Below are 22123 nucleotides of genomic sequence, written 5' to 3' on the forward strand. Positions count from 1 at the left end.
TAATTGATAAATGATTATTGATAAATGATCGTTTCTAAACGCAAAATCCGCAAAGATTTTTTTGAATGTTAATACTTTTTAAGGTTCGCTCAGCAAAGATTAAAAATCAAATTAAATGTTTATTCTGTGGTGAAAGGAGATGCAGGAAGTCCGGTTTTGTTTTTTAGGTTTCCATCGGGATTATCTGCCCAATCGTAACGGACTGCAACTGGATCCGTCACGGAATCATTCCAGACTACAATTGTTTTGCCTTGGATTTTTGCTTTTGCCCAAGACCAGTTTCCGCCGGCGTTTTTGATAGCAAACCCTTTTAGTTCAGCAGCGGGAGCAAAATCATCGGTTCCGTTTTTAAAAGAAAGAACAATTTTATTTCCGTCGATTTTCATTGACTGATAAACCGGTCCGTCTGCAACGATGTTTTTTTCGTAAGCCAATTTCATTGCCTGCAAAGCAAGCCTGTCTCCTACTGTTTTTTTATTCAGCGGATGAATGTCATTCCATTCTCCTATATCGATGATCACGGCAAGTCCTGCATTTGAAACCTGTAATGAAACTTTACGCTGCTGGTCTCTTAGCTCCGCCCAGTTGCTTTCGACCGGTTGCGCTTTCGCCTCCATAAAATTAGCCAATTGAACGGTGATGAAAGGCATTTCTTTATTATTGAATTTATTTCTCCAGTCTGAAATCATCTTGGTTAATAAATCGCCGTATTCTTTCGGTTTTCCGGTGTTGCTTTCTCCTTGATACCAGATTGCTCCTGTGATATTATAATTGATTAAAGGATTGATCATGGCATTGTACAATCCTGTAGGTTTCCAGCGGATAAACGTTGTTCCGGGTGCCATTTTTGCCATTTTTGTTCCGATTTTATATTTCCATTCGGATTTTAAATCGATTTTCTGTCCGTCGATTTCAAGATAATAGGGTTTGTCTGCAATGAATTGTCCTTTTCCGCTTCCATTGGAAATTCTTACCGCAATTACATTTTTACCTTCCTTAAGAATTCCTACCGGAACATCGTACCAACGCGGAGGATATTCGTAGGTTACGTTTCCTACTTTTGTTCCGTTAATGTACGTTACATCGGCGTCTTTTATTCTTCCAAGATTCAAAAATGCAGCTTTTCCTGCCTGATTTTTTGTTAAAATAATTTCTTTTCTGAACCAGACTGAACCTTCAAAAGAGCCTTCCGTATCTTCCCAAGAACCTGGAATTTTCATGGTTTTCCAGTCAGAATCATTCAGATCAAATTTTTCCCAATGTTGGTTTAAACCTATGTCGCTCTGATCCAATTCTGTATACCAGGCTTTGCTTAATGCCTGTTCCGAAGATTCTGTTGATTTTATTAAATCATCATTCTGCCATTTTTTAGCCTCATCCAAATATTCAGGATATTTTTTCAGTGAATTTTCATCCATCCAAGACTGAATTGGAGAGCCTCCCAAACTCGCGTGAATAATTCCTACCGGAACTTTATTTTTTTCACTTACATCTTTAGCAAAAAAATACGCAACTCCAGAAAAATTCAGAATGGTTTGAGGATTTGTCGCTTCCCATTTCCCTCCGCCCAATTCCGTCTGAGGTGATTTGAAGTTATATTTCTGAGGAACCGTAAAAAAACGGATGTTCTGATTGTTTGCATTTTTGATTTCGTTCGAATACAACGGTGTCAGTCTGCGCATGGGCAGTTCCATATTCGACTGTCCGGAAGCGAGCCATACATCGCCAATCAGAATATCTTTTAAGGTAATTTCATTGATGGTCATGGTGTACGGACCGCCTGCTTTTTGTTCAGGAAGAACGATTTTCCAGTTGCCGTTTTGATCTGCAGTGGTTTTGTAGCTTTTATTGAGGAACTTCACTTCTACTTTTTCATTGGCATCGGCTTTCCCCCAAATATTCAGTTTTTGATTTCTCTGCAACACCATTCCGTCTGAAACTAAGTTGGGAAGCGTAACCTTTGCCTGAAAAAGCATATTGCAGAATATGCAAAGCATTAAGGTAATCGTTCTGGTAATATTTTTATGGTTCATAATTTTTTATACTTTAAACGCTAATTGCAAATTTGTTCTTTCTTAGATTGAACTCCTACGGAGTTCTGTTTTCTTCGGTCAATTGTATTTCTACACAGATATTGCTCCTATGGAGCAGATTTAATTCTGCAGTTGTTTTTAGTTTTTATCTGGCGTTTGATTCAGTAATCTTACTTCGATGATTTTCGGCGTTAATGATTTTTCACCAGAAATAAATTTTACGGTGAGTGTTTCTTTATTCTTTTCCGATTCGGGAATAGGGATTAACAATGTTTGCGGTGAGCTTCCCATTTTTCCTTCAAAATCTTGGGAAAACACTTTAATTCCATTGATTTCGGCATTCAGGGTACGATTGCTATTGGCATCGAAATAGAGAAGATAAAGGTATTCTGCATTTCTGTCCTTGTTTTTCATCTGATAGCTAAACCAGCCTTTGGAGTCGCGGAAATGATGGTCTTCCATATAGCCTTCGTAGGCATCTTTGCTATCAAAAAAATGGTCCGATTCCGGCTGTTGTTCTCCTAACTGGATTTTGTCTGCTGTGATAATATCCAGTTTTCGGATCGCCTCTTCTTCCTTCGCTTTTTTCTGCTGAATCATTTCGATTTTATCCTGAGTTGCCTGAGGAAAATAAATGATGTAGCGTTCTTCCTGAATCTGGTAAAACGGAACAAGCTCCAATCCGTTGCTTAATTTATTCTGAGGATAAAGTCCGCTAATTTTAAATTTTAAATCTTTTTCATTAACAGGTTGAAGATGATTCAAAACCGTTGTTGAAGATCCTAAAATTGTCGGAATGTCGTTCAAAGGAATCTGCGGTCCGTGTGCAATATGTCCGCCGCGGCTGTCATCGGCAAAAAGCCCTGTCTGATTTTCTTTACCGTATTTTGCTGCCAGAACAATGGGTCCGTATCTGAATGCATAATAATCAGAATTGTCCGGAAGCTGTTCTGCAGAAAGATGCATTGGCATTTTCATCTCAATCACATCGCCTTTTTTCCATTTTCTGCTGATGTTGATATAACCTTCGGAATCTAAAGAAGTACTGATCTTTTTAGAATTCACTGAAACTGTTATCTGTGAAACATCCGTCCATTCGGGAACTCTAATTTTTAGGTTAACTTCGGGTTTTGGAGCAAGATCAAAGATCAATTTTGTGGAAGGTTTCTGCGGGAAATTATTTTCCTGTCTTATGACCAATTTTTTTTCTGACCATTTTAAAACAGACGGAATAAAAAGATTCACGTATAAATCCTTCTCAGAATGCGCATAAATCATTTCGCCGTATTTGGCGTGATTTTCCATTCCTGAACCAACGCAGCACCAGAAGCTGGTTTCCGGCTGGGAATATACTCTGTAATGACCGGGACGCATGGGTGTAAAATAAACAAACCCGCCTTTTTCCTGATTTTGGGTGGAAAGTATATGATTGTATAAAGCTCTTTCGTAATAATCCAGATAAGAGGATTTTGGATTAGTGGCGAAAAGTTCTCTGGTCAGTTTCAGCATGTTGTAGGTATTGCAGGTTTCGGGTCCTTCAATACTTTTAATCATCCCGCTGAAATCTCCGGTAGGATTGAAATGTTCGCTTACACTGTTTCCGCCGATAATGGCTGAACGTTTTTGGGTTACATTATTCCAGAAAAAAACTGCGGCGCTGTTCCACTCTTTGTTATGTTCCAGATCTGCAATTTTCTTAAAGCCAATTACTTTCGGGATTTGCGTATTGGCGTGAATTCCCGTCAGTTTATCTTCGTGAATCAACAATGGATTTAAAATTGCCAAATGCGAGAACCGATGTGCTAATTTTAGATATTTTTCATTTTTGGTAATGTCATAAACGTCGGCAAAAACTTCGTTCAGTCCGCCGTGTTCGCTTTTCAGCATCTCCTGAATCTGCTCATCGGTAAGTCCGGAAACTTCATCTGCCATCCAGTCGGTAAGCTTAATGAGCATTTTTTTCGCCTTTTCGCTGTCTGCATACCAATACGCATCACGCAAACCGGAATATATTTTGTGAATATTATATAAAGGAACCCAACGGTCGTTCAGTCCGAAAGCGGATGCACGAATATTGCCGTCAGAGATTTCTTTCCATATCTTTTTGCCATCCGGAACGCCGGAAATATAACCGTTTCCTGAAAGATTCTGGCAACGTTCCAACTCGTCGATCATATAATCCAGTCGTTGTTTTACTTTTGCATCGCCTGTAGAAGCGTACATCAAAGCCAAAGCAGAAATGTAATGGCCGCCGATATGACCATCCAATCCTGTATTTTCCCAGTTCGGATAATTCGGTTTTTTAGGATTAAGTCCTGCCTCTTTTAAATAGGGAGCCAACAAACGATCGGCATCCATCGACATTATGTAATTTTTATCCGTCTGCATTGCCCTGCTGAAAATACTTTCAGACAAAGCGACTTTGTTCAGCGGAAAATAGCTGACTGTTTTGCTCACATGCCCAAAAGCAAATGTGCTTAAACCTAAAAATACTATCAGCGATTTTTTATTCATTAATAAATGTCTATTCAACATTTCTAAAAATAAAAGAAAGAATCAATATGACAAAGAATTTTGCAGAATGAGCCGCTGAAATCAAAAAAAAGTCTATTTTAAAGTCTTAGAAAAAAATTAAAAACAACAGGAGCTTATCATAAAAATTAAGATTATGAAAAATAGCGATAATCAGAACCATACAGCGAAATTACGTGTATAAAAAATGAATACGGAATATACAGTATGAACGCTGATATTTTATATTAATAGCTTATCGTATTTTTAAGACTAAGCCCTGATCGGAGTTTTAAGGTAAATTTAAAATGAAAGGAAAATTAATTTTAACATATTTTTAACATTAAGTTCATCTGTTTTTAATGTTTTAGATGAATAAAATGTAAGTTTCGAAGGTGTAAACTGCTCCCAAAATGATAAGGAAGATGATGAAATCCTGAGAAATTCAAAATAAAAAGTAAAATAAAGTGTATAAAATACATTTATATTGATTAAGCCGTAAAATCAAAGGCTAAAAGCATTAACTTTGTATAAAATATAATCGATGACACAAGACTATTCTCATTTTCCACGACATTTGGTAGCTGTAGACTGTATTATTTTCGGGTTCGACGGCGAAAATCTTAAAATTCTTCTGGTACAAAGGAATTTTGAGCCTAAAATGGGAGAATGGTCCTTGATGGGCGGATTTATAGGAAACGAAGAAACCTCCGATGAAGCAGCGCACCGTGTCCTGAATACCCTCACAGGATTGGAAAACATCTATCTGGAACAACTGAATTCTTATACGCGGATTGACCGTGAACCTACGGCAAGAATTATGTCAATTTCCTATTATGCACTGATTAATATTGAAAAGAATATCCAGATCAATGAAAAATACAGCGCAAAATGGTTTGATCTTCAGGATTTTCCAAGTCTTATCTTTGATCATAACGAAATGGTAGAAGATGCCGTTCTGAGATTGCGCAGAAGAGCTTCTACAAGACCTATCGGCTTCGAGCTTCTGCCGGAAAAATTTACGATGAAAGATTTGCAAAATTTATACGAGGCGATTTTTAATGAACAGTTTGACAAGCGGAATTTCATCAGCAAAATTAATGCGCTGGATATTCTTGTGAAAACGGAGGGTAAAGATATGACTTCTTCTAAAAAAGGATCTTTTCTGTATCGTTTTGATGAAGCAAAATATGAGAAAAAGCTTGCGGAAGGATTTATGTTTAAGATTTAAACGGTTTATTTCTTTCCTATTGAATCCAGATGGGTATGTTTGAAATCGTCTTCAAATTTTAATCCGTATCCGAAAATCCTGTCCATCGCAGAGTGTGCGAATAAAATAATTCCGGCAAATTCTACGATAGAAATTTTAAGCCAAAATCCGAGAATCAAAACAAGGATTGCGAGCATTTTATGATGAAAAAAATTGTAGATCCGGGCTCCGACTTTTGGATTGATTAAGTAGCCGATCATCGAAACATCCGGAAGCAAAAGGCAAAGCAGAAAAAGCCACCACTGAAATTCTAACTGTGTAAACAGGAAAACGGCTAAACCAAATTGTCCCAATTCTTAGAGCTGCAAGAGATTTTTCATTGTCTGAGATTTATCTTACAAATGTCTGACAACAGAAAATAGGTTCTCTTGACAAAAATCAAGAATTTTCTGCCTGTCGTTTCCTGATTCTGCTGAAAGTTTCGGGCGTCATTCCCAAAACCGAAGCGACATATTGCAACGGAACCTGATGAAATAATTCTCTGTTCTGCTCAAAATACTGGTTATATCTTTCTTCTGCGGTCATGGAAAGATGGGAAAAAATCCGGTCTTCCATCATTGCAAAGCATTTAATCATAAATCTTTTCTCAATTTCGGTCCATTTGGGGAATTCCCTGCAAAGTTGTAAATAATCTGTTTTGGAGATGGTAAGCAATTCGGCTTCGGTAAAAGCCTGTATTGTCCATCGGTTGTGTTGATTAAAGAAAAATCCCATCACATCGGTAATGAAAAAATCTTTCGTAGAAAGCCATTGCGTAATCTCTTTTCCATCTTCGGACAAAGCAAAAACACGCAAAACTCCGGATTTCACCAAACTTAATCTGTGACAAATTTCGCCCGAATTTGTAAATATTTCATTTTTTTCTAATTGTTCTTTTTTAAAATAAGATTGAATAACAGAGAGTTCCTGAGAATTCAGCGGTCCAAAATGGGTTTGTATCAATTCATTAAAATCTTTCATTTAATTCTTTCTAAATGCTGAATTAAAGTTAAAGAAAAACAGGACTCCAAAACGGAATCCTGTCTTTATTTTATTGTATTCAAATTTTACCAGAATCTCACGTAAAGTGCAGTGAGCAGGAGTAACGTTACAACGATTAAAACCAATGTTCTGTTGTCTACCCGGAACATTGTTGCATCGATTGCGAATGCTTTCGGATTCACTTTCGGTCCTGCAAAACTGATTAAGACCATGGCTGCAATGGTGATTACAAAAGACCATCCCATATTAATTAAAAACGGGATTTCTGTAATCGTGTGCACAACTCCGTTTTCCAGTTTTTCATAGGTGAAAGCGGTATATAACCAGGTTTCTTTTCCAAAAATATCGACGGCAAAACTGTTGAAGAAAATTGCCAGAACGAATCCTAAAATTACACCGACCAAAGCCGCTGTTCCGGTGGTTCTTTTCCAGAACATTCCCAAAAGGAACATGGCAAAAACTCCGGGACTTATAAATCCTGTATATTTCTGAATGAAGGTAAATCCTCCTTCGCCGCCGATTCCCAAAACATCGGTCCAGGTAAATGCCAAAGCCACAAACATGGCAATGATAATCGCCCATCTTCCGGTTCTCACCATCTGGATTTCCGTTGCATCAGCTTTTAAATATTTTTTATAAATGTCTAATGTAAAGATCGTTGAAATACTGTTTACTTTTCCTGCCAAAGAAGCAACGATTGCCGCCGTTAAAGCCGCTACAGCAAGACCTTTCAGACCAACCGGCAGAAATCCTAAGATTGCAGAATAAGCGCCATCTTTTACGCCATTAAAGCCTGTTAAATGCCCTTTTGAATACAAAACGTACGCTGCGATTCCCGGAAGCATTACGATAATCGGCATAAATAATTTTAAGAATCCTGCGAATAAAATTCCTGTTCTTGCGGTTTTCAGATCAGCTCCCAATGCTCTTTGGGTGATGTATTGGTTACAGCCCCAATAATTCAGGTTTACAATCCATTGTCCTGCGAAATACATTGCCAAGCCTGGTAAAACAACATATTTCTGAACATCAAGATTTTCAGGCATTGCCAAAGTGGTGGTGGTCTTCACCGGCTTTTCCAGCATCAGTTTAAAGTGTTGCGGTGCTTCGTTCATCAAAGTCTGAAAACCTGTTAAAGCATTCCCGACTGCCGCTCCGTTAATCCTCTGATCAACAATCTGAAGCGCCATATAAACGGTGGCAAAACCTCCGATAATTAAAACCGCTACCTGAATAACGTCTGTGTAACCGATTACTTTCATACCGCCAAGACCGATTAAAAGAGCCATTAAAAGCAATCCAATCATGATGATGTGAAGATTGTCGCCTCCCAGCAATGTATCAATTGCCAATGCACCTAAATAAAGAATGGAAGTTAAATTGACAATGACATATAAAAAAAGCCAGAACACAGCCATAATCAGGGAAACCGATTTATTGTAACGGGTTTCCAGAAATTGTGGCATCGTATAAATCTTGTTTTTAAGATAAATCGGAATGAACCATACCGCAATAATAATCAATGCAATTGCAGCAATCCACTCATAAGCAGCCACGGCAATTCCTACAAAAAATCCTTCACCGGACATTCCTATGAACTGTTCTGCAGAAATGTTTGAAGCAATTAAACTGGCTCCAATCGCCCACCATGTAAGTGAACCTTCCGCCAGAAAATAATCTTTACTGCCTGTTGCTGCAGATTTCTTTCTATTATAAATCCAGATTCCGTAGCCTGCAACCACCACAAAATAGATAAGAAATATAATGATATCAAGAGTTGCCAAATTTCCCATATTTTATTTTTTAACTGAGAATTTATAAATTGTTTTCGACTGGTATTTCTGTCCCGGCTTCAGTTCTGTAGAAGGGAAGGAAGATTGGTTTGGTGAATCCGGAAAATGTTGAGTTTCTAAACAGAACCCCGTTCTGAATTCATTTTTTCCGCCAGTTTTAGTATCGAATTTTCCATCCAGAAAGTTTCCGGAATAAAACTGCACTCCCGGTTCATCAGTTAAAACTTCCATTACTCTGCCTGATTCGGGATGGTACACTTTCGCAATACTTCTCAATCCGTTTCCGTTCAGAATCCAGTTATGATCGTAGCCTTTTCCTTTTTTCAGTTGATCGTCATCAGCACTGATGTCTTTTCCAATGGGTTTTGAAGCTGTGAAATCGAATGCACTTCCTTTCACCGCTTTTTGCTCACCGGTCGGAATCAGAGTTTCATTCACCGGCAAAAATTTATCGGCATTGATCTGCATTTCGTGGTCAAGAATTGTTTTTGAGAAATTTCCGGAAAGGTTGAAATATGAATGCTGAGTCAAATTCACAACAGTCGGTTTATCTGTTTCCGCTTCGTAAGAAATTTCAAGGGCATTTTCGTCGGTTAAAGTGTAAAAAACTGTTGTCGTCAGTTTTCCCGGATAGCCTTCTTCCCCATCTGCGCTGGTATAAGTCAGTTTCAAAGTTGGAAATTTAGCATCTTTAACAGATTCAATATTCCAGAATTTGGTATGGAATCCGTCTTTTCCGCCATGAAGGCTGTTGGATCCGTCATTTTTATCGATGTCATAGGATGTGCCTTCAAGCGTAAATTTTGCATTGGCAATCCGGTTTCCGTAACGTCCGATTAACGCTCCGAAATAATAAGAATTTCCGTTGAAATAATCTTCAGGCCGGGTAAATCCTAAAACGACATCTTCGTATTTTCCGTTTTTATCGGGAGCCGTAAGTGAAGTGATGATTCCGCCGAAGTTGATGATTTCCACTTTCATCCCGTTTTTATTGGCTAAAGTATATTTTTTAACGGAATCGCCTTTTGACGTTACTCCGTAATCTGAAATCCGTATGTTTTCCATTGTTTCCTGTTGAGCTTTTGATTGATTTTCTTTTTTATTGCAGCCGAAAATACATAAAACAGCAAAAAGAATTATCAGGTTGATACTTGTTTTTCTCATTTTTTAGAAGTTTTGCAAGTTTAACGATAATATATTTCATTCCAGCGAAGCGTGTTCTTAAAATCTCGGATTTTTGTATTTTCATCAATTACTAATGATTCGATACCTGCAATCTCCGCAAAATCTTCCAACTGCTCTGCGCTGATATTTTCGCTGTAACAGGTATGATGGGCTCCACCTGCTAAAATCCATGCTTCAGCCGCCGTGTATAAGTCCGGAAGTGGTTTCCAAAGCACTCTTGCAACAGGAAGTTTAGGAAGTTCCTCGGTGATTTCCAACGCTTTTGTTTTGTTGATTAGCAGTCTGAAATGATTTCCGAAATCCATTAAAGCTGCATTTAAAGAATCGATATTTCCTCTTGAATTGAAAACCAGACGAACAGGATCTGCTTTTCCGCCAATTCCGAGTGGATGAATTTCACAAGAAGGCTTGTTAACCGCCAAAACAGGGTCCACTTCAAGCATATGCGAACCCAGAACCGATGGATTTGATGGATTCAAATGGTAGGTATAATCTTCCATAAAAGCATTTCCGCCTTCTAAATCCTGTCCCATTGTTTTCATCGCACGAACCAAAGCGGCAGTTTTCCAGTCGCCTTCTCCTGCAAATCCATAACCTTTTTCCATTAATCTCTGAACGGCAATTCCCGGAAGCTGCTCCAATCCGTGAAGGTCTTCGAACGTATCCGAGAATCCTTTGAAATTTCCGTCTTTGAGGAATTTTTCCAAACCTAGTTCAATTCTTGCGGCAACTTCGAGGGATTTTCTGTTTGCTCCTCCGGAAAGAAGAGATTCTGCCATTTTGTATGATGCTTCATATTCTTCGATCAACGATTTGATTTCGCCTTCGCCAATTGAATTGACAACACTTACTAAATCTCCGATTCCCCAAGTGTTTACAGAAAATCCAAACTTGGTTTCCGCTTCCACTTTATCACCGTCTGTCACGGCAACGTATCTCATATTGTCTCCGAAACGGGCAAATTTTGCACCCTGCCAATCGTCCCAGCCAGCAGCAACTCTACTCCATTCCCCAATCTGTTTCTGAACTCTTTCCTCTGCCCAATGTCCAACCACTACTTTCCTGTTTTTACGAAGACGGCTTACCATAAATCCAAATTCACGGTCGCCATGCGCTGCCTGATTCAGGTTCATGAAATCCATATCCATCGTAGACCACGGAATATCCTGATTGAACTGGGTATGAAGGTGCAACATTGGTTTTTGTAATGCAGTAAGACCACGAATCCACATTTTTGCAGGGGAAAATGTATGCATCCACGTTACGATCCCGATACAGTTTTTTGCAAAATTGGCAGCCGTTAATGTTTCGAAAATTTCTTCCGTTGTTTTTACGGTTGGCTTTAAAACGACTTTTACAGGAATCTGTGACGAAGCATTGAACGCTTCCACGATTTTTGCCGAATGTTCCGCAACCTGTGCTAATGTTTCAGGACCGTATAAATGCTGGCTTCCGGTGATGAACCAGATTTCTTTCGTATTGAGAGGTGTTAACATATTTGATGATTGATAAATGATGATTTATAATTGATATTTGATTTTATTTATTTCATAGGTTTCACCTACGGCTATTAATATTGAATCCTCCGGATTCTGTAGGATTTGTGCGTTTTTTTCCATAGGTTTCACCCACGGCTACTGATATTGAACCCTTCGGGTTCGCAGTCTTCTATTGAACGATGACAATTTCCAAAAGCTAAAAGCCATTCGCCAAAAGCAAAACTATTGTCCGTAATAAGCGTTTTTGCCATGTTTGCGTTCGTAATGTTTTTTGATGAGTGAATTTTTTAAACGAGTTACGTTCGGATTAATTTGTTTGGTGAGATACGCCATTTCAGCGATGGTTTCCAAAACTTTGCTATTGTAAACAGCTTTTTCAGCATTTTTTCCCCAAGTGAACGGTCCGTGATTTCCGATGAGCACCATTTCTACTTCTTCATAAGACAGTTTTTTTTCCTTGAAACAATCCAGAATCTGGATTCCGGTATTATATTCATAATTGCCTTCGATTAAATCGTCATGCATCGGGGGCGCACAAGGAATGTCTGTTGTAAGATGGTCTGCGTGCGTTGTCCCGAAAATCGGGATGTCTAACTGCGCCTGTGCCCAAGCTACTGAATAAACAGAATGTGTATGTGAAATGCCACCGACATTTTCCCAGTTTTTATAAAGATAAGCATGGGTTTTGGTGTCTGAAGAAGGTCTTAAATTCCCTTCCACCACATTGGCGTCATAATCTAAAATCACCATATCTTCCGGTTTCAGTAATTCGTAAGGAACACCGCTGGGTTTGATGGCAAAAATTCCTTTGTCACGATCAACGGCGCTTACGTTTCCGAATGTGTAGACCACCAATTTTAAGGCATCGAGCTGCATATTGGCTTCGTAACATTCTCGTTTTAATTCTTTATAGATGCTCATTTTTATTTACATATTTTTTTCAAATTCATAGGTTTGACCTACGGCTAATCCTATTGAATCCTTCGGGTTCTCTCCTACGTATCCATCGCAGCCCGGCTTAAGCGGAAATCCTTTTTCTGCACAGGGAAAAGCCTTGGCGAAAAAGATTGGGAGCCCTTCGACAAGCTCAGGATAAACTACAGATGGATAAAGCTGCCATGATTGTTTTAGTTGATGGTTTTTGGTTGATCGTTGATCGTTCTTTAATTAATGTAAATATTTAACAGGTCGCCTCTACGAGGCTCTTTTTGTGATGATAATATTTACATTATTTACGATTAACAGGACGCTCCTAACGGAGCTTTTTTAAACCTAATTAATTACTATAAACTGTCAACCGTCAACTTTTTCTTAGATTTGATATTATTTTCGATGAAATCTGCTAAAATCTGATAGTGCTGCATCAATTCTTCGTATTGTTCTACATGTTCTTTCTGCGGGAAGTATTCAGCTTCGAAATCAGAGCCCATTTTTTGGCTTGCTTCCTGGACGTTGGGATAAATTCCTGCGGCAACAGCGGCATAAATAGCTGCCCCTAAAGCCGGAGCCTGATCTGATGCAGCTACAACAATCGGCATATTCAGGACATTTGCCAGAGTCTGCATGATGAATGGTGATTTTCTGGCAACGCCGCCAATTCCTATGACTTTATCGATTTTAACGCCTTCATCTTCGAAGCGGTCGACAATTTTTTTGGAACCAAAGCAAATGGCATTCACCAACGCTTTGAAAATATGTGGTGCTTTTGTTCCCAAAGAAAGGTTGCTGATCGCCATTTTCAGTTCCTGACTTGCATCCGGTGTTCTTCGTCCGTTGATCCAGTCCAACGCAATGGGAACGGTTTCCGAAAGAGGAATTTTTTCTGCTTCCAGAGTGAGATTGCGAATCATGCTTTTTTCTATTTCTTCTTTCAGTAAGTGTTTTTGGTTTTCGTCAATCGCTTCAGAGTTCATTATAATATTGATTGTCGGTTCTGTGAGAATATCTTTATACCACGCCAAAACATCTCCGAATGCAGATTGCCCGGCTTCCAATCCCATTAATCCCGGAATGACGGAACCATCGACCTGTCCGCAAATTCCTTTTACTGTTCTGTCGCCGATAATTTCATTGGGAGCCACCATGATATCACAAGTGGATGTTCCCATAATCCTGATGAGCGTGTTCTCTTCTACTTTTGCACCTATTGCTCCGGAATGTGCATCGAAAGTTCCGACAGCAATGACTGTATTGATCGTTAAGCCTAATTTTGCCGCCCATTCTTCGTTCAGATTTCCGGCAACTTTGTTGGAAGTATAGGTTTTATCATATAATCTATCGCGAAGTTCTGCCAATGACGAATCTAATTGACCAAGAAATTCTTTGGAAGGAAGTCCTTTCCACGACTCGTGCCACATTGCTTTATGTCCGGCTGCACAACGGCTTCTTCTGAATGTTGCTAAATCCTGATGATCGGAAAGCAGAAACGTAAGGTAATCACAATGTTCCATCCAACTGTACGCTGCGTTTTTTACGGCTTCATCTTCTCTGTTGATATGAAGAATTTTTGCCCAAAACCATTCTGAGGAATAAATTCCGCCTTCAAATTTTGTATAATCTTCGCCACCCCAATTTTTCGCCAGATCATTGATTTCTTCAGCTTCACGGATGGAAGTATGGTCTTTCCATAATACCATCATTGCATTGGGATTTTCTGAAAATTCGGGCAAAAGGGATAAGGCAATTCCATCTTTATTTACTGGAAGGGGTGAAGAACCCGTAGTATCAATACAAATGCTGACAATATTTTCGGGTGCAACTCCACTTTCTTTCACGACATCGGAAACGGTTTTTTCCAGTCCTTCGATGTGATCCAGCGGATGCTGACGAAATTGATTGTTTTCCGGTCTGCAGAACCTGCCTTTTTTCCATCTTTGATAGTAGCTTACGGAAGCTGCCAATTCTGCCCCGCTTTCAGTATCAATCAAAACGGCGCGAACAGAATCTGTTCCATAGTCTAAGCCGATAACGTACTTTTTCATTAACGAAAGTGATTTATTTGATTATAGTTTTGGCTCTTTTTTAAAATAACGGATGTATTGGATTACATTATGCAAAGATTTCCTTTTAAGATTTCATTTACCTTAACAAATTCTCCTGTTTTTTATTGAAGAGATAAAACAAATATAAGATTCTATTTTAAATAAATGTAATATTTACACTTAATTTTAAATTTTCTTTTATTGATGTGGATTTGGAGCTATTTAAGCTTTAAAATAACGAGAGAATTTGCCGGAATTTCTACTGAAAATTTTCCCTTTTTAATGGTCTGCGTTTCTTCTTTGGGTGTGATGGTCTCCGTTTGAAAGTTATTTTCATCGGAAAGTCCTGATGAAGTCAGTAAGATTTTGGTGAGCTTACTGGCACGTTTAATGTTTTTGGGATTGATTTCAACTGAAATTTTTTCATCATCCGTACTAACAATTTTAATGATTGTTTCATTTTTTTCAAGGTCATGTACGGCGGATGCATAAAGATGGTTTTCGCCCTTCATCGGCTTTCCGTTCTCGGAAATTTTAATTAAATCTGTTCCTTTATTGTTTGAAAATAATTTCTGAACATAATAATTGGGAGTTGCATAAGATGTGAGATTATTAAACCAGATTAAATCGGGCGTCCATTGCCAACCGTCTGCGTGAGCGAAAAGCGGTGCGTAGGAAGTCATGGTTACAACATCTGCATTGCGTTCCAATCCAGTCATAAAAGCGGCTTCGGAAAGTGCGGTCAACCAGTTGTTTTTATTGTCCGGCATTACAACACCCACCGATTGTGCGGCGTATTCCCCGGCAAAAACCTTAGGTCCTGAACGGTCGTATTCATCATATCTTCCGGCGTTTTTCATAAACCATTCCGGAGAATTATAATAATGCTCATCCACAACCTGCGCATTCAGTTTTTTAAGTTCTTTCCAGCCGTAATCGAAAAATTCGCCATCGGGAGACGGTCCGCTTCCAGAAATAATTTTAATATCAGGATATTTGGTGTGAATTGCTTTTTCAAAAACTTTGTACCGTTCTATATAATCTGCTCCCCATTGTTCGTTTCCTACACCGATGAATTTCATGTTAAAAGGTTTCGAATGTCCCATTTCAGTACGGATTTTACCCCATTTCGTATTGGAATCTCCGTTTGCAAATTCAATTAAATCTAAAGCATCCTGAACATAAGGATCTAAATCTTCCATTTTTACAAGTTCTGCCGTGTTGAACTGGCATGCCATTCCGCAACTCAGAATCGGAAGCGGCTCAGCTCCCAGATCTTCCGCCAACTGGAAATATTCGAAAAAGCCAAGACCGAAAGACTGCCAGTAATCCGGAGTTAAACGATGAGCAAAACCATTGTTCCACTTATTAATCAAATTTTCACGGTCTTCCACTTTTCCGATTGTTTTTTTCCATTGATAACGTTCTGCCAACGTTCGACCTTCAACAATACATCCGCCGGGAAAACGTAAAAACCCGGGTTGTAAATCATATAATTTCTGAACCAAATCCTTCCGTAAACCGCCTTTTCTTCCTTTCCATGTGTTTTGCGGAAAAAGAGAAATCATATCCATATTCACAACGCCCTTCCCTGTAAAAGTGATTTGAAGTTTAGCCTTTTCAATGGTTTTGGAAGGTATAAAAACGGTGCTATATTTTTGCCATCCTGCTCCCTTGATTATGGATGAGACAGAAGAAATCACCATTCCGTTTTCATCAATCAGTTTTGTATTGACCGCAGAAATATTTCCTGAAACGTTTTCTAAATTGAAACTAAAATCATACTTTTCACCCTGATGCAATCCAATTCCCCGGAAACCTTCGTTTTCAAGTACATAATTTTCGTCGTTCCAAACGGTGATTCTTGCGAAATTTTTATTGGTTTTGGATTTGTCGGTTATAATTGTCAAAAATCCGGAATCCAAGTTGGGTGAAAGCGTTTTGGTATTGGATTGCTTCCAGCCTGTCAAAGGTTCATCAAATTCGAAACTTCGGTTTTTAATTAATTCTGCATACAATCCTCCGTCTGCTGCAAAGTTGATGTCCTCGAAGAAAATTCCGTACATCGTTGGCTGGATTTTGATGTTGGTTGAGGTTCCGTCCAAATCGAGAACGTGCTTTTTAACCTTCCCATTTTGTGCTGAAAGGAAAGCTATGCTTAGAGAAAATGCGGTGACGAATATTTTGGTTTTCGTTTTCATTTTTTGAGTTGAAAAGTTGAATTTTGATTGATAAACCTTATAGGTTTTATGGCTGATTATTGACTTTTATCGCAAGGCTTTTTAACCCGGATTCATGAGAAGTTCCGCCGTAGAAAATGGTATAATCTCCTGCTTTTGGAGCCAGATCATCCACTTTTTCATCATAAAATTTGAAAGAATCATTAGAAATAGTTAACCGGATATTTTTTGTTTCTTTAGATTTAATCAGGGTTCTTTCAAATGACCGTAAAGTCTTTACTGGCGCCAAAGCATCATTATTTCTTTTCACATACACCTGAATCACTTCCTCACCATCTCTTTCCGAATTATTGGTGACAGGAACTGTAATCGTTACATTTTCATTGGATTGGAGAGAATTTTTATCCAAATAAGCATTTCCATAAACAAACTCCGAATAACTCAGCCCATGTCCAAATGTGTACAATGGTTTTTCGGTCATATAACGGTAGGTTCTTCCCTGCATATCATAGTTTTCAAAACCCTTATGTTTAGCTGTTTTAGAAAGATTATTATCGAGCTGTTCCAGATTTTTGTAGAATGTAACCGGCAATCTTCCCGCCGGATTGTAATCTCCCGCCAGAACATCTGCAACCGCCGTTCCGCCCGATTGTCCGCCATACCATGCATTCAGTAAAGCATCATAATTTTTTTCGTCCTGCGCTAAACCTAATGAACTTCCTGTACAAAGCACAAAAACGACTGGTTTTCCTGTCTTGCGCAATTCAGCTAATAAATCACGCTGAACTTTCGGTAAATCAATGGACGTTTTATCGCCTCCTTTGAAGCCTTCTGCATTCACCATCATTTCTTCACCTTCCAGACTTGGCGAAAGTCCACCCGCAAAAATAATGACCTCTGCATCTTTCACTTTTTCCCGAACGGCAGCAAAATTGACCGGATCTTTTCTGTATACATCGAAAGTGATGCTTACATATTTTCCTTTTTGGGTGTGACGTAATTCAATTTGATATTCTCTGCCTTTTTCCATTTGTATAGGAAATTCAGAAGGATGCCTTGCATCGGGACCTTTTCTTGTGGCAATTTCTTTTCCGTCAACAAAAAGTGTGTAAATATCTGATGTGGAAGGTGAAAAAATGACATCGCCGGTGTAAGAACTTTTGAAAACGCCGGAAATAATTGCCGATGTATTTTCCCTTCCCACATTGGGAGCAAGCTGGGTTCCGCCAAAACTGTTGTAATTGATTCCGCTTTTATTGACTGAAATATTAGCCGGAGTTCCTTTGAATTCATTATTGTTGAAAAATGCTACTTTCATTCCTTTTTCGCCGTTTTTCCGGCTTAAAAAATTCTGATAAAGCGAAGTTCTGGAAGATGGATCAGCAACTTCGGTTCCTTTTTCATAAATAATTTCAGCATTTGGAAATTTGTTTTTAATTCCATCTAAAATTGTTACAATAGATGAAGGTGTTCCGTTATAATTTCCCAACTGCATCAGTCCGTCATCTGCATTTGGACCAACGACTGCGATTTTTTTGATGTTTTTATTCAAAGGCAAAACATTCTTCTCATTTTTCATCAATACAATTGATTTATGAGCCATTTTTAAAGCCTGTTTTTGATGCTCCTCAGAATCCACAACCGAATATGGAATGGAGTTCCAGTGAACAGAAGCTTTTGGATCGAGCATTCCGAGCTCAAACCAACCTTTCAGAATTCTGCGCATAGAAACATCCAAGTCTTTTTCTGTAATCAATCCGCTTGCTAAAGATTTGTTTAAATTATTGTAGGTGTCGCCACATTCTAAATCCGTGGAGTGTTTCAGGGCATCTGCAGCGGTGCTTTTCTCATCGGGATGTGTTCCGTGGTATTGTTTCTGATAGAAATCCGCCAATGCCCAGCAATCGGAAACGACCATTCCGTCGTAGTTCCATTTTCCGCGGAGAATTTCTGTCAATAAAGTATTGTTCGCACAGCAAGGCTGACCATCGAACGCATTGTAAGCACACATCACTTCCCTTACATTTCCTTCTAAAACCAAGGCTTTGAAAGCCGGAAGATAAGTTTCATACAAATCTCGTCTGGAAACTTCTGCGTTGTACGAATGCCTGTTCCATTCGGGACCGCTGTGTACAGCGAAGTGTTTTGCGCAGGCATGGGTTTTAAAATATTTCGGATCATTTCCCTGAAGACCTTTTACGGCTGCAACGCCCAGTACAGAAGTCAGATAAGGATCTTCGCCATAGGTTTCCTGACCTCTTCCCCATCTCGGATCACGGAAAATATTAATATTCGGAGTCCAGAACGTCAAACCTTCATAACGTCCGGTTTTTTGAGACTCATCAAAAGATCTGTTGTATTTTGCTCTCGCTTCGTCGGAAATCATTTCAAAAGTTTTAAAATGTTCCGGAACATCCCACGCTGCTGCCATTCCGATTGCCTGAGGAAAAACCGTTGCGGTTCCTGCTCTTGCAACACCGTGAAGCGCCTCGTTCCACCAACCATAACCGGGAATTTCCAGCCTGGGAACTGCTTTGGAATTATCCATCATCATTCCGATTTTTTCATCAACCGTTAATAACCCGAGCAGATTTTCGATTCTTTGTTCTACCGGAAGATCAGGGTTTTGGAAAGGGTATTTTAAATTCTGTGTGTACGAGAAAGCAGAGATGACGATTGATATATTGAACAGGAGTTTTTTCATTTAATCAAAACAAAATATTTTATGATTAGAAATCTTTAATTATTACATCATCCAATTAAGAATTTTGTAATGAAAACAAATATAAGATTCTCCGTTAAATAAATGTAAAAAAAACACTTATTATTTTTTTATCGGAGAAAACAAAGCCATCAAAATATTATACTGATGATGGCTTTGAATGAAATTAACTGATATACAGATTATTGTTTAATAAATTTCTGTGATCCTATTTTCTGGTTTCCGGATGAAATTTCAATAAAATAGGTTCCTGCAGAAAAGTTGCTGATTCCGATACGATTTTTTCCGGCATTCATTTTCAATCCCGATTTTACCAAGCCCCCTCTTGCATCATAAATTTTAGCCGTTGCATCCTGAGTTTTTAATTCAACAAAAATTTCCGTTTTTGCAGGATTAGGATAAAGCTTTATTGCATCTTTCTGCAGACTGTTTTCCTGTGCAGCCAATACTGAGAAATTTAGAGGAAGCATATTTGCGGAATACAGATTTTCTTCGGTAAGATATGCTCTGAAAGGATTAATCATCGGCTCGTTTCCTGCAACAACTTTGTAAAATCCTGTTACTCCGCCTTCTGTTTTCAAGACATAACTATTAGCCGGAACTTTTATGGTATGATATACTCCGTTCATCTGATTTACGGTAATGGCTTTTGGTGTAGAAACGTTACCTGTCCCTGTAAAAGTATAGTTTCCTGTCGCATTCACAAGTACCGGAGTATTGGCAGGAATTGTTCCGCCAGAAATCTGGGTTCCCGAAACTGCTGTTGCGCCCGGCGACATAAGATATACCGCTACTCCTGAAGGAATATTGGCTTCAAAAGGTAACAGCAAAGTTTCATACCCGTTAAAAGTTCTGCTGTAAGAAGCTGATGTCGTGCTGAAATTAAACGGAACCTGAAAATCTTTGCCCAAATCTGAAAGGACAAGGCTGGAACAAGCTGTTCCGGAAATTACATTGTTTGAGGTAGAATTTACATTAGAATTCACATAAAAAATGTTATTTGAATTTACGCTTAGAGGCTGCCAGTTATTTGAAGGGGTAATTCCTGCAGTTGTCCTGAAATCCAGTGAGGTAAAGTAGCCGTTTTCCAATGCGTCCATTAGATTGCTGTCGTTGTCTGAATAGGTTCCGCCAAATTTTAAAGCAATTTCGTTGCCTATATTAAAATAAACATCTCCTAAATTTAAGGTAAGAACGGAACTATAATTTGAATTTCTAAGTCCTAAAATTCCTTTGCAACCGTCGGAAAGCACCTGTCTCGAAATATCGAGGGTAATATCAAAATTTCCTCCTGTCGGAAAATTGATCCTTCCGTAGTTGAAAGATTTTGCAATACCCTGACTGTTGATATAATACAGAGTCGTATTATCTGAATAGCTCTGTCCGGCTGTAGTGTAACTGTTAACGTGTAAAATCAGCTTGTTGTATCTGTCATTCAACTGAAGATAACCGTTTGAAGCAGTCATATTATTACTGATCAAAGGACTTGGATTGGAAAATGTTACCGTTGTATTACTGATGTTAAAAGCAGTTCCGAAAGCGGAATTGGTGGTTGTTTGTGTCTCGATTTTATTGTAATGGATATTTCCGCCTGTCATCAGAGAAACCGGTCTGTCGCCACTTTTATTGAATACGAAAGTCATGACGCTGGATGGAGCGATATCCGCTCCGGGACGGAAAGTGGGTGTACTGAATGAAATCGGCGTGGTCACCATATTGGAAGAAGCATTTGTGAGTACTTTTGTTCCCGATGTGGTATAAAAAGGCAGATCGACCTTCAGATTATAAGTATTGGCAGAAGAATTAATGACCATCAAAACAATCTGGTTACCATCTGCGGAAATATAGGAAGATCCCTGTAAAGCTCCGGTTTTATCTTCCCATTTGGCATCAATTCTTGTTTTTCCTGTTACGTATTTTGCATAATGGGAAAGGATATAACCTCTTTTAGACATCACTCCTGTTGGTGTTCCGTAGGTTCCGTCGCCCATTAATCCGTAATATCTTTTTGAAGCATAATGAATCCACGCATTGATATTTCCGAGCATGGAATTATTGATGCTTGAAGCAAAGTTAAAAGCATCAAGGTTCCAGCTAAAATCACGCGGAGTCTGGCTGCCTGAGTTCCAATTAATCAGATATTCTGTCTGCCAGATTTCTTTATTGTAATTCTGGAACTGTTTGTAAGCCGACTGCATTAATCCGTACTGATGCCCTCCGTAAACTTCAAAATTTGCCATAGTAGCAGTATTCAACATTGCATTGGCAAAATTATCGGTAAAGCCTACACTTTCCGGTGCAATCACTTTGCAGTTGATGAGATGCCCGTAATCTTTTACAAAAGTCGCTATCTGAGTAGGAGTCCAGATACATCCCTGATATTGAGCCATTTCGTCCGGTTCATTCTGAATAGAAATATAATCCAGATCCACTCCATTTGTTTGTAAATAGGTAACGAAACTGTTGAGATACAATGCATAATCCTGATAATTTTCAGGCTTTAAATATCCGATCTGCTGGACTCCGTTGGCGTCTGTATACACGGCATTCACATGGTTATTGGTTTTCCAGGCTGCAGGCATCGTCCACGGACTTGCGAAAATGGTAAGCCCTATTGATTTTGCCAACTGTGCCGTTGGTAATACAGCGCTCCAGTTGTTGCTGTCTTCCGGAATATAAAGCCTCATGATATTATAGCCTCCTTCGCTTCCTGATCCCCAAAGCGTCTGAATTTCGGAAGTCGTCATGTGATTGTAAGCGAACTGCGGACTGCAGACAAATCCTCCGAATCCTTTTATTTTCTGATACGAGGTATTTTTATCGATTTTAACGGTGGTAAGCTGTCCGTAAAAAAAACAGCTAAAAAGCAGAAAAACAGATTGAATTGCTAAAAAGTTTAAACGTTTTTTCATAATGTTTTAGTTTTAATTTTGATCATTTTTCAGTAAAGTATGGAATAAACAATCCC

The 22123-nt window shown here is 38.8% G+C and carries 13 protein-coding genes; 1 reads left to right on the top strand and 12 read right to left on the bottom strand.

What is annotated here, in order from left to right:
* Window positions 1–119: 119 nt before the first annotated feature.
* Together BW951_RS20215 and BW951_RS20220 are read right to left on the bottom strand one after the other, a co-directional pair.
* The gene (locus BW951_RS20215) at window positions 120–2033 is read right to left on the bottom strand and encodes a sialate O-acetylesterase (RefSeq protein ID WP_084196499.1); all 1914 of its coding nucleotides are present in this window, start codon (window positions 2031–2033) and stop codon (window positions 120–122) included.
* A gap of 138 nt (window positions 2034–2171) precedes the next feature.
* Window positions 2172–4547: a glycoside hydrolase family 127 protein gene (locus BW951_RS20220; protein ID WP_076396140.1), complete on the bottom strand. Its 2376-nt coding sequence runs from the start codon at window positions 4545–4547 to the stop codon at window positions 2172–2174.
* Window positions 4548–5088: 541 nt separating this feature from the next.
* On the opposite strand from BW951_RS20220, the gene BW951_RS20225 reads away from it, so the two are divergent.
* Window positions 5089–5775 carry an NUDIX hydrolase gene (locus BW951_RS20225; RefSeq protein WP_076396142.1) on the top strand — a complete coding sequence of 229 codons (687 nt, stop codon included), beginning with the start codon at window positions 5089–5091 and terminating at the stop codon, window positions 5773–5775.
* A gap of 5 nt (window positions 5776–5780) precedes the next feature.
* Here the strand turns inward: BW951_RS20225 and BW951_RS20230 are convergent, their stop codons facing one another.
* The 10 genes from BW951_RS20230 to BW951_RS20275 all read right to left on the bottom strand — a co-directional run bounded on the left by BW951_RS20230 (window position 5781) and on the right by BW951_RS20275 (window position 22067).
* Complete coding sequence (locus BW951_RS20230; protein WP_228427578.1) at window positions 5781–6107, bottom strand: DUF4260 domain-containing protein; 327 nt, start codon at window positions 6105–6107, stop codon at window positions 5781–5783.
* A gap of 85 nt (window positions 6108–6192) precedes the next feature.
* Window positions 6193–6774 (bottom strand): Crp/Fnr family transcriptional regulator, encoded by a 582-nt coding sequence (locus BW951_RS20235; RefSeq protein WP_076396144.1) that lies wholly within the window; start codon window positions 6772–6774, stop codon window positions 6193–6195.
* Between the two features lie 86 nt (window positions 6775–6860).
* On the bottom strand, window positions 6861–8588 hold the full coding sequence (locus BW951_RS20240) for a sodium:solute symporter family transporter (protein WP_076396146.1): 1728 nt from the start codon (window positions 8586–8588) through the stop codon (window positions 6861–6863).
* Window positions 8589–8591: 3 nt separating this feature from the next.
* A complete protein-coding gene (locus tag BW951_RS20245; protein ID WP_076396149.1) occupies window positions 8592–9752 on the bottom strand; it encodes an aldose epimerase family protein in 1161 nt (386 codons plus the stop codon).
* A 20-nt stretch (window positions 9753–9772) separates the two neighbouring features.
* A complete protein-coding gene (gene araA, locus BW951_RS20250; RefSeq protein WP_076396151.1) occupies window positions 9773–11269 on the bottom strand; it encodes an L-arabinose isomerase in 1497 nt (498 codons plus the stop codon).
* A gap of 225 nt (window positions 11270–11494) precedes the next feature.
* Complete coding sequence (locus BW951_RS20255) at window positions 11495–12193, bottom strand: L-ribulose-5-phosphate 4-epimerase (protein ID WP_076396153.1); 699 nt, start codon at window positions 12191–12193, stop codon at window positions 11495–11497.
* Window positions 12194–12555: 362 nt separating this feature from the next.
* A complete protein-coding gene (locus BW951_RS20260; protein WP_076396154.1) occupies window positions 12556–14253 on the bottom strand; it encodes a ribulokinase in 1698 nt (565 codons plus the stop codon).
* Window positions 14254–14471: 218 nt separating this feature from the next.
* Window positions 14472–16454: an alpha-L-arabinofuranosidase C-terminal domain-containing protein gene (locus BW951_RS20265; protein WP_076396156.1), complete on the bottom strand. Its 1983-nt coding sequence runs from the start codon at window positions 16452–16454 to the stop codon at window positions 14472–14474.
* Window positions 16455–16500: 46 nt separating this feature from the next.
* Window positions 16501–19137, bottom strand: coding sequence for a beta-glucosidase (locus tag BW951_RS20270; RefSeq protein ID WP_076396158.1), 2637 nt, complete (start codon window positions 19135–19137; stop codon window positions 16501–16503).
* 200 nt (window positions 19138–19337) lie between these two features.
* Window positions 19338–22067: a T9SS type A sorting domain-containing protein gene (locus BW951_RS20275; protein ID WP_076396160.1), complete on the bottom strand. Its 2730-nt coding sequence runs from the start codon at window positions 22065–22067 to the stop codon at window positions 19338–19340.
* Window positions 22068–22123 lie beyond the last annotated feature (56 nt).

This window comes from Chryseobacterium gambrini (genome assembly GCF_900156825.1).
Lineage (GTDB): Bacteria > Bacteroidota > Bacteroidia > Flavobacteriales > Weeksellaceae > Chryseobacterium > Chryseobacterium gambrini.

Coding starts and splice junctions, on each gene's coding strand:
- BW951_RS20220 (WP_076396140.1), bottom strand. CDS start 4,547: ATGAATAAAAAATCGCTGATAGTATTTTTAGGTTTAAGCACATTTGCT.
- BW951_RS20235 (WP_076396144.1), bottom strand. CDS start 6,774: ATGAAAGATTTTAATGAATTGATACAAACCCATTTTGGACCGCTGAAT.
- BW951_RS20265 (WP_076396156.1), bottom strand. CDS start 16,454: ATGAAAACGAAAACCAAAATATTCGTCACCGCATTTTCTCTAAGCATA.
- BW951_RS20225 (WP_076396142.1), top strand. CDS start 5,089: ATGACACAAGACTATTCTCATTTTCCACGACATTTGGTAGCTGTAGAC.
- BW951_RS20260 (WP_076396154.1), bottom strand. CDS start 14,253: ATGAAAAAGTACGTTATCGGCTTAGACTATGGAACAGATTCTGTTCGC.
- BW951_RS20245 (WP_076396149.1), bottom strand. CDS start 9,752: ATGAGAAAAACAAGTATCAACCTGATAATTCTTTTTGCTGTTTTATGT.
- araA (WP_076396151.1), bottom strand. CDS start 11,269: ATGTTAACACCTCTCAATACGAAAGAAATCTGGTTCATCACCGGAAGC.
- BW951_RS20270 (WP_076396158.1), bottom strand. CDS start 19,137: ATGAAAAAACTCCTGTTCAATATATCAATCGTCATCTCTGCTTTCTCG.
- BW951_RS20255 (WP_076396153.1), bottom strand. CDS start 12,193: ATGAGCATCTATAAAGAATTAAAACGAGAATGTTACGAAGCCAATATG.
- BW951_RS20275 (WP_076396160.1), bottom strand. CDS start 22,067: ATGAAAAAACGTTTAAACTTTTTAGCAATTCAATCTGTTTTTCTGCTT.
- BW951_RS20240 (WP_076396146.1), bottom strand. CDS start 8,588: ATGGGAAATTTGGCAACTCTTGATATCATTATATTTCTTATCTATTTT.
- BW951_RS20215 (WP_084196499.1), bottom strand. CDS start 2,033: ATGAACCATAAAAATATTACCAGAACGATTACCTTAATGCTTTGCATA.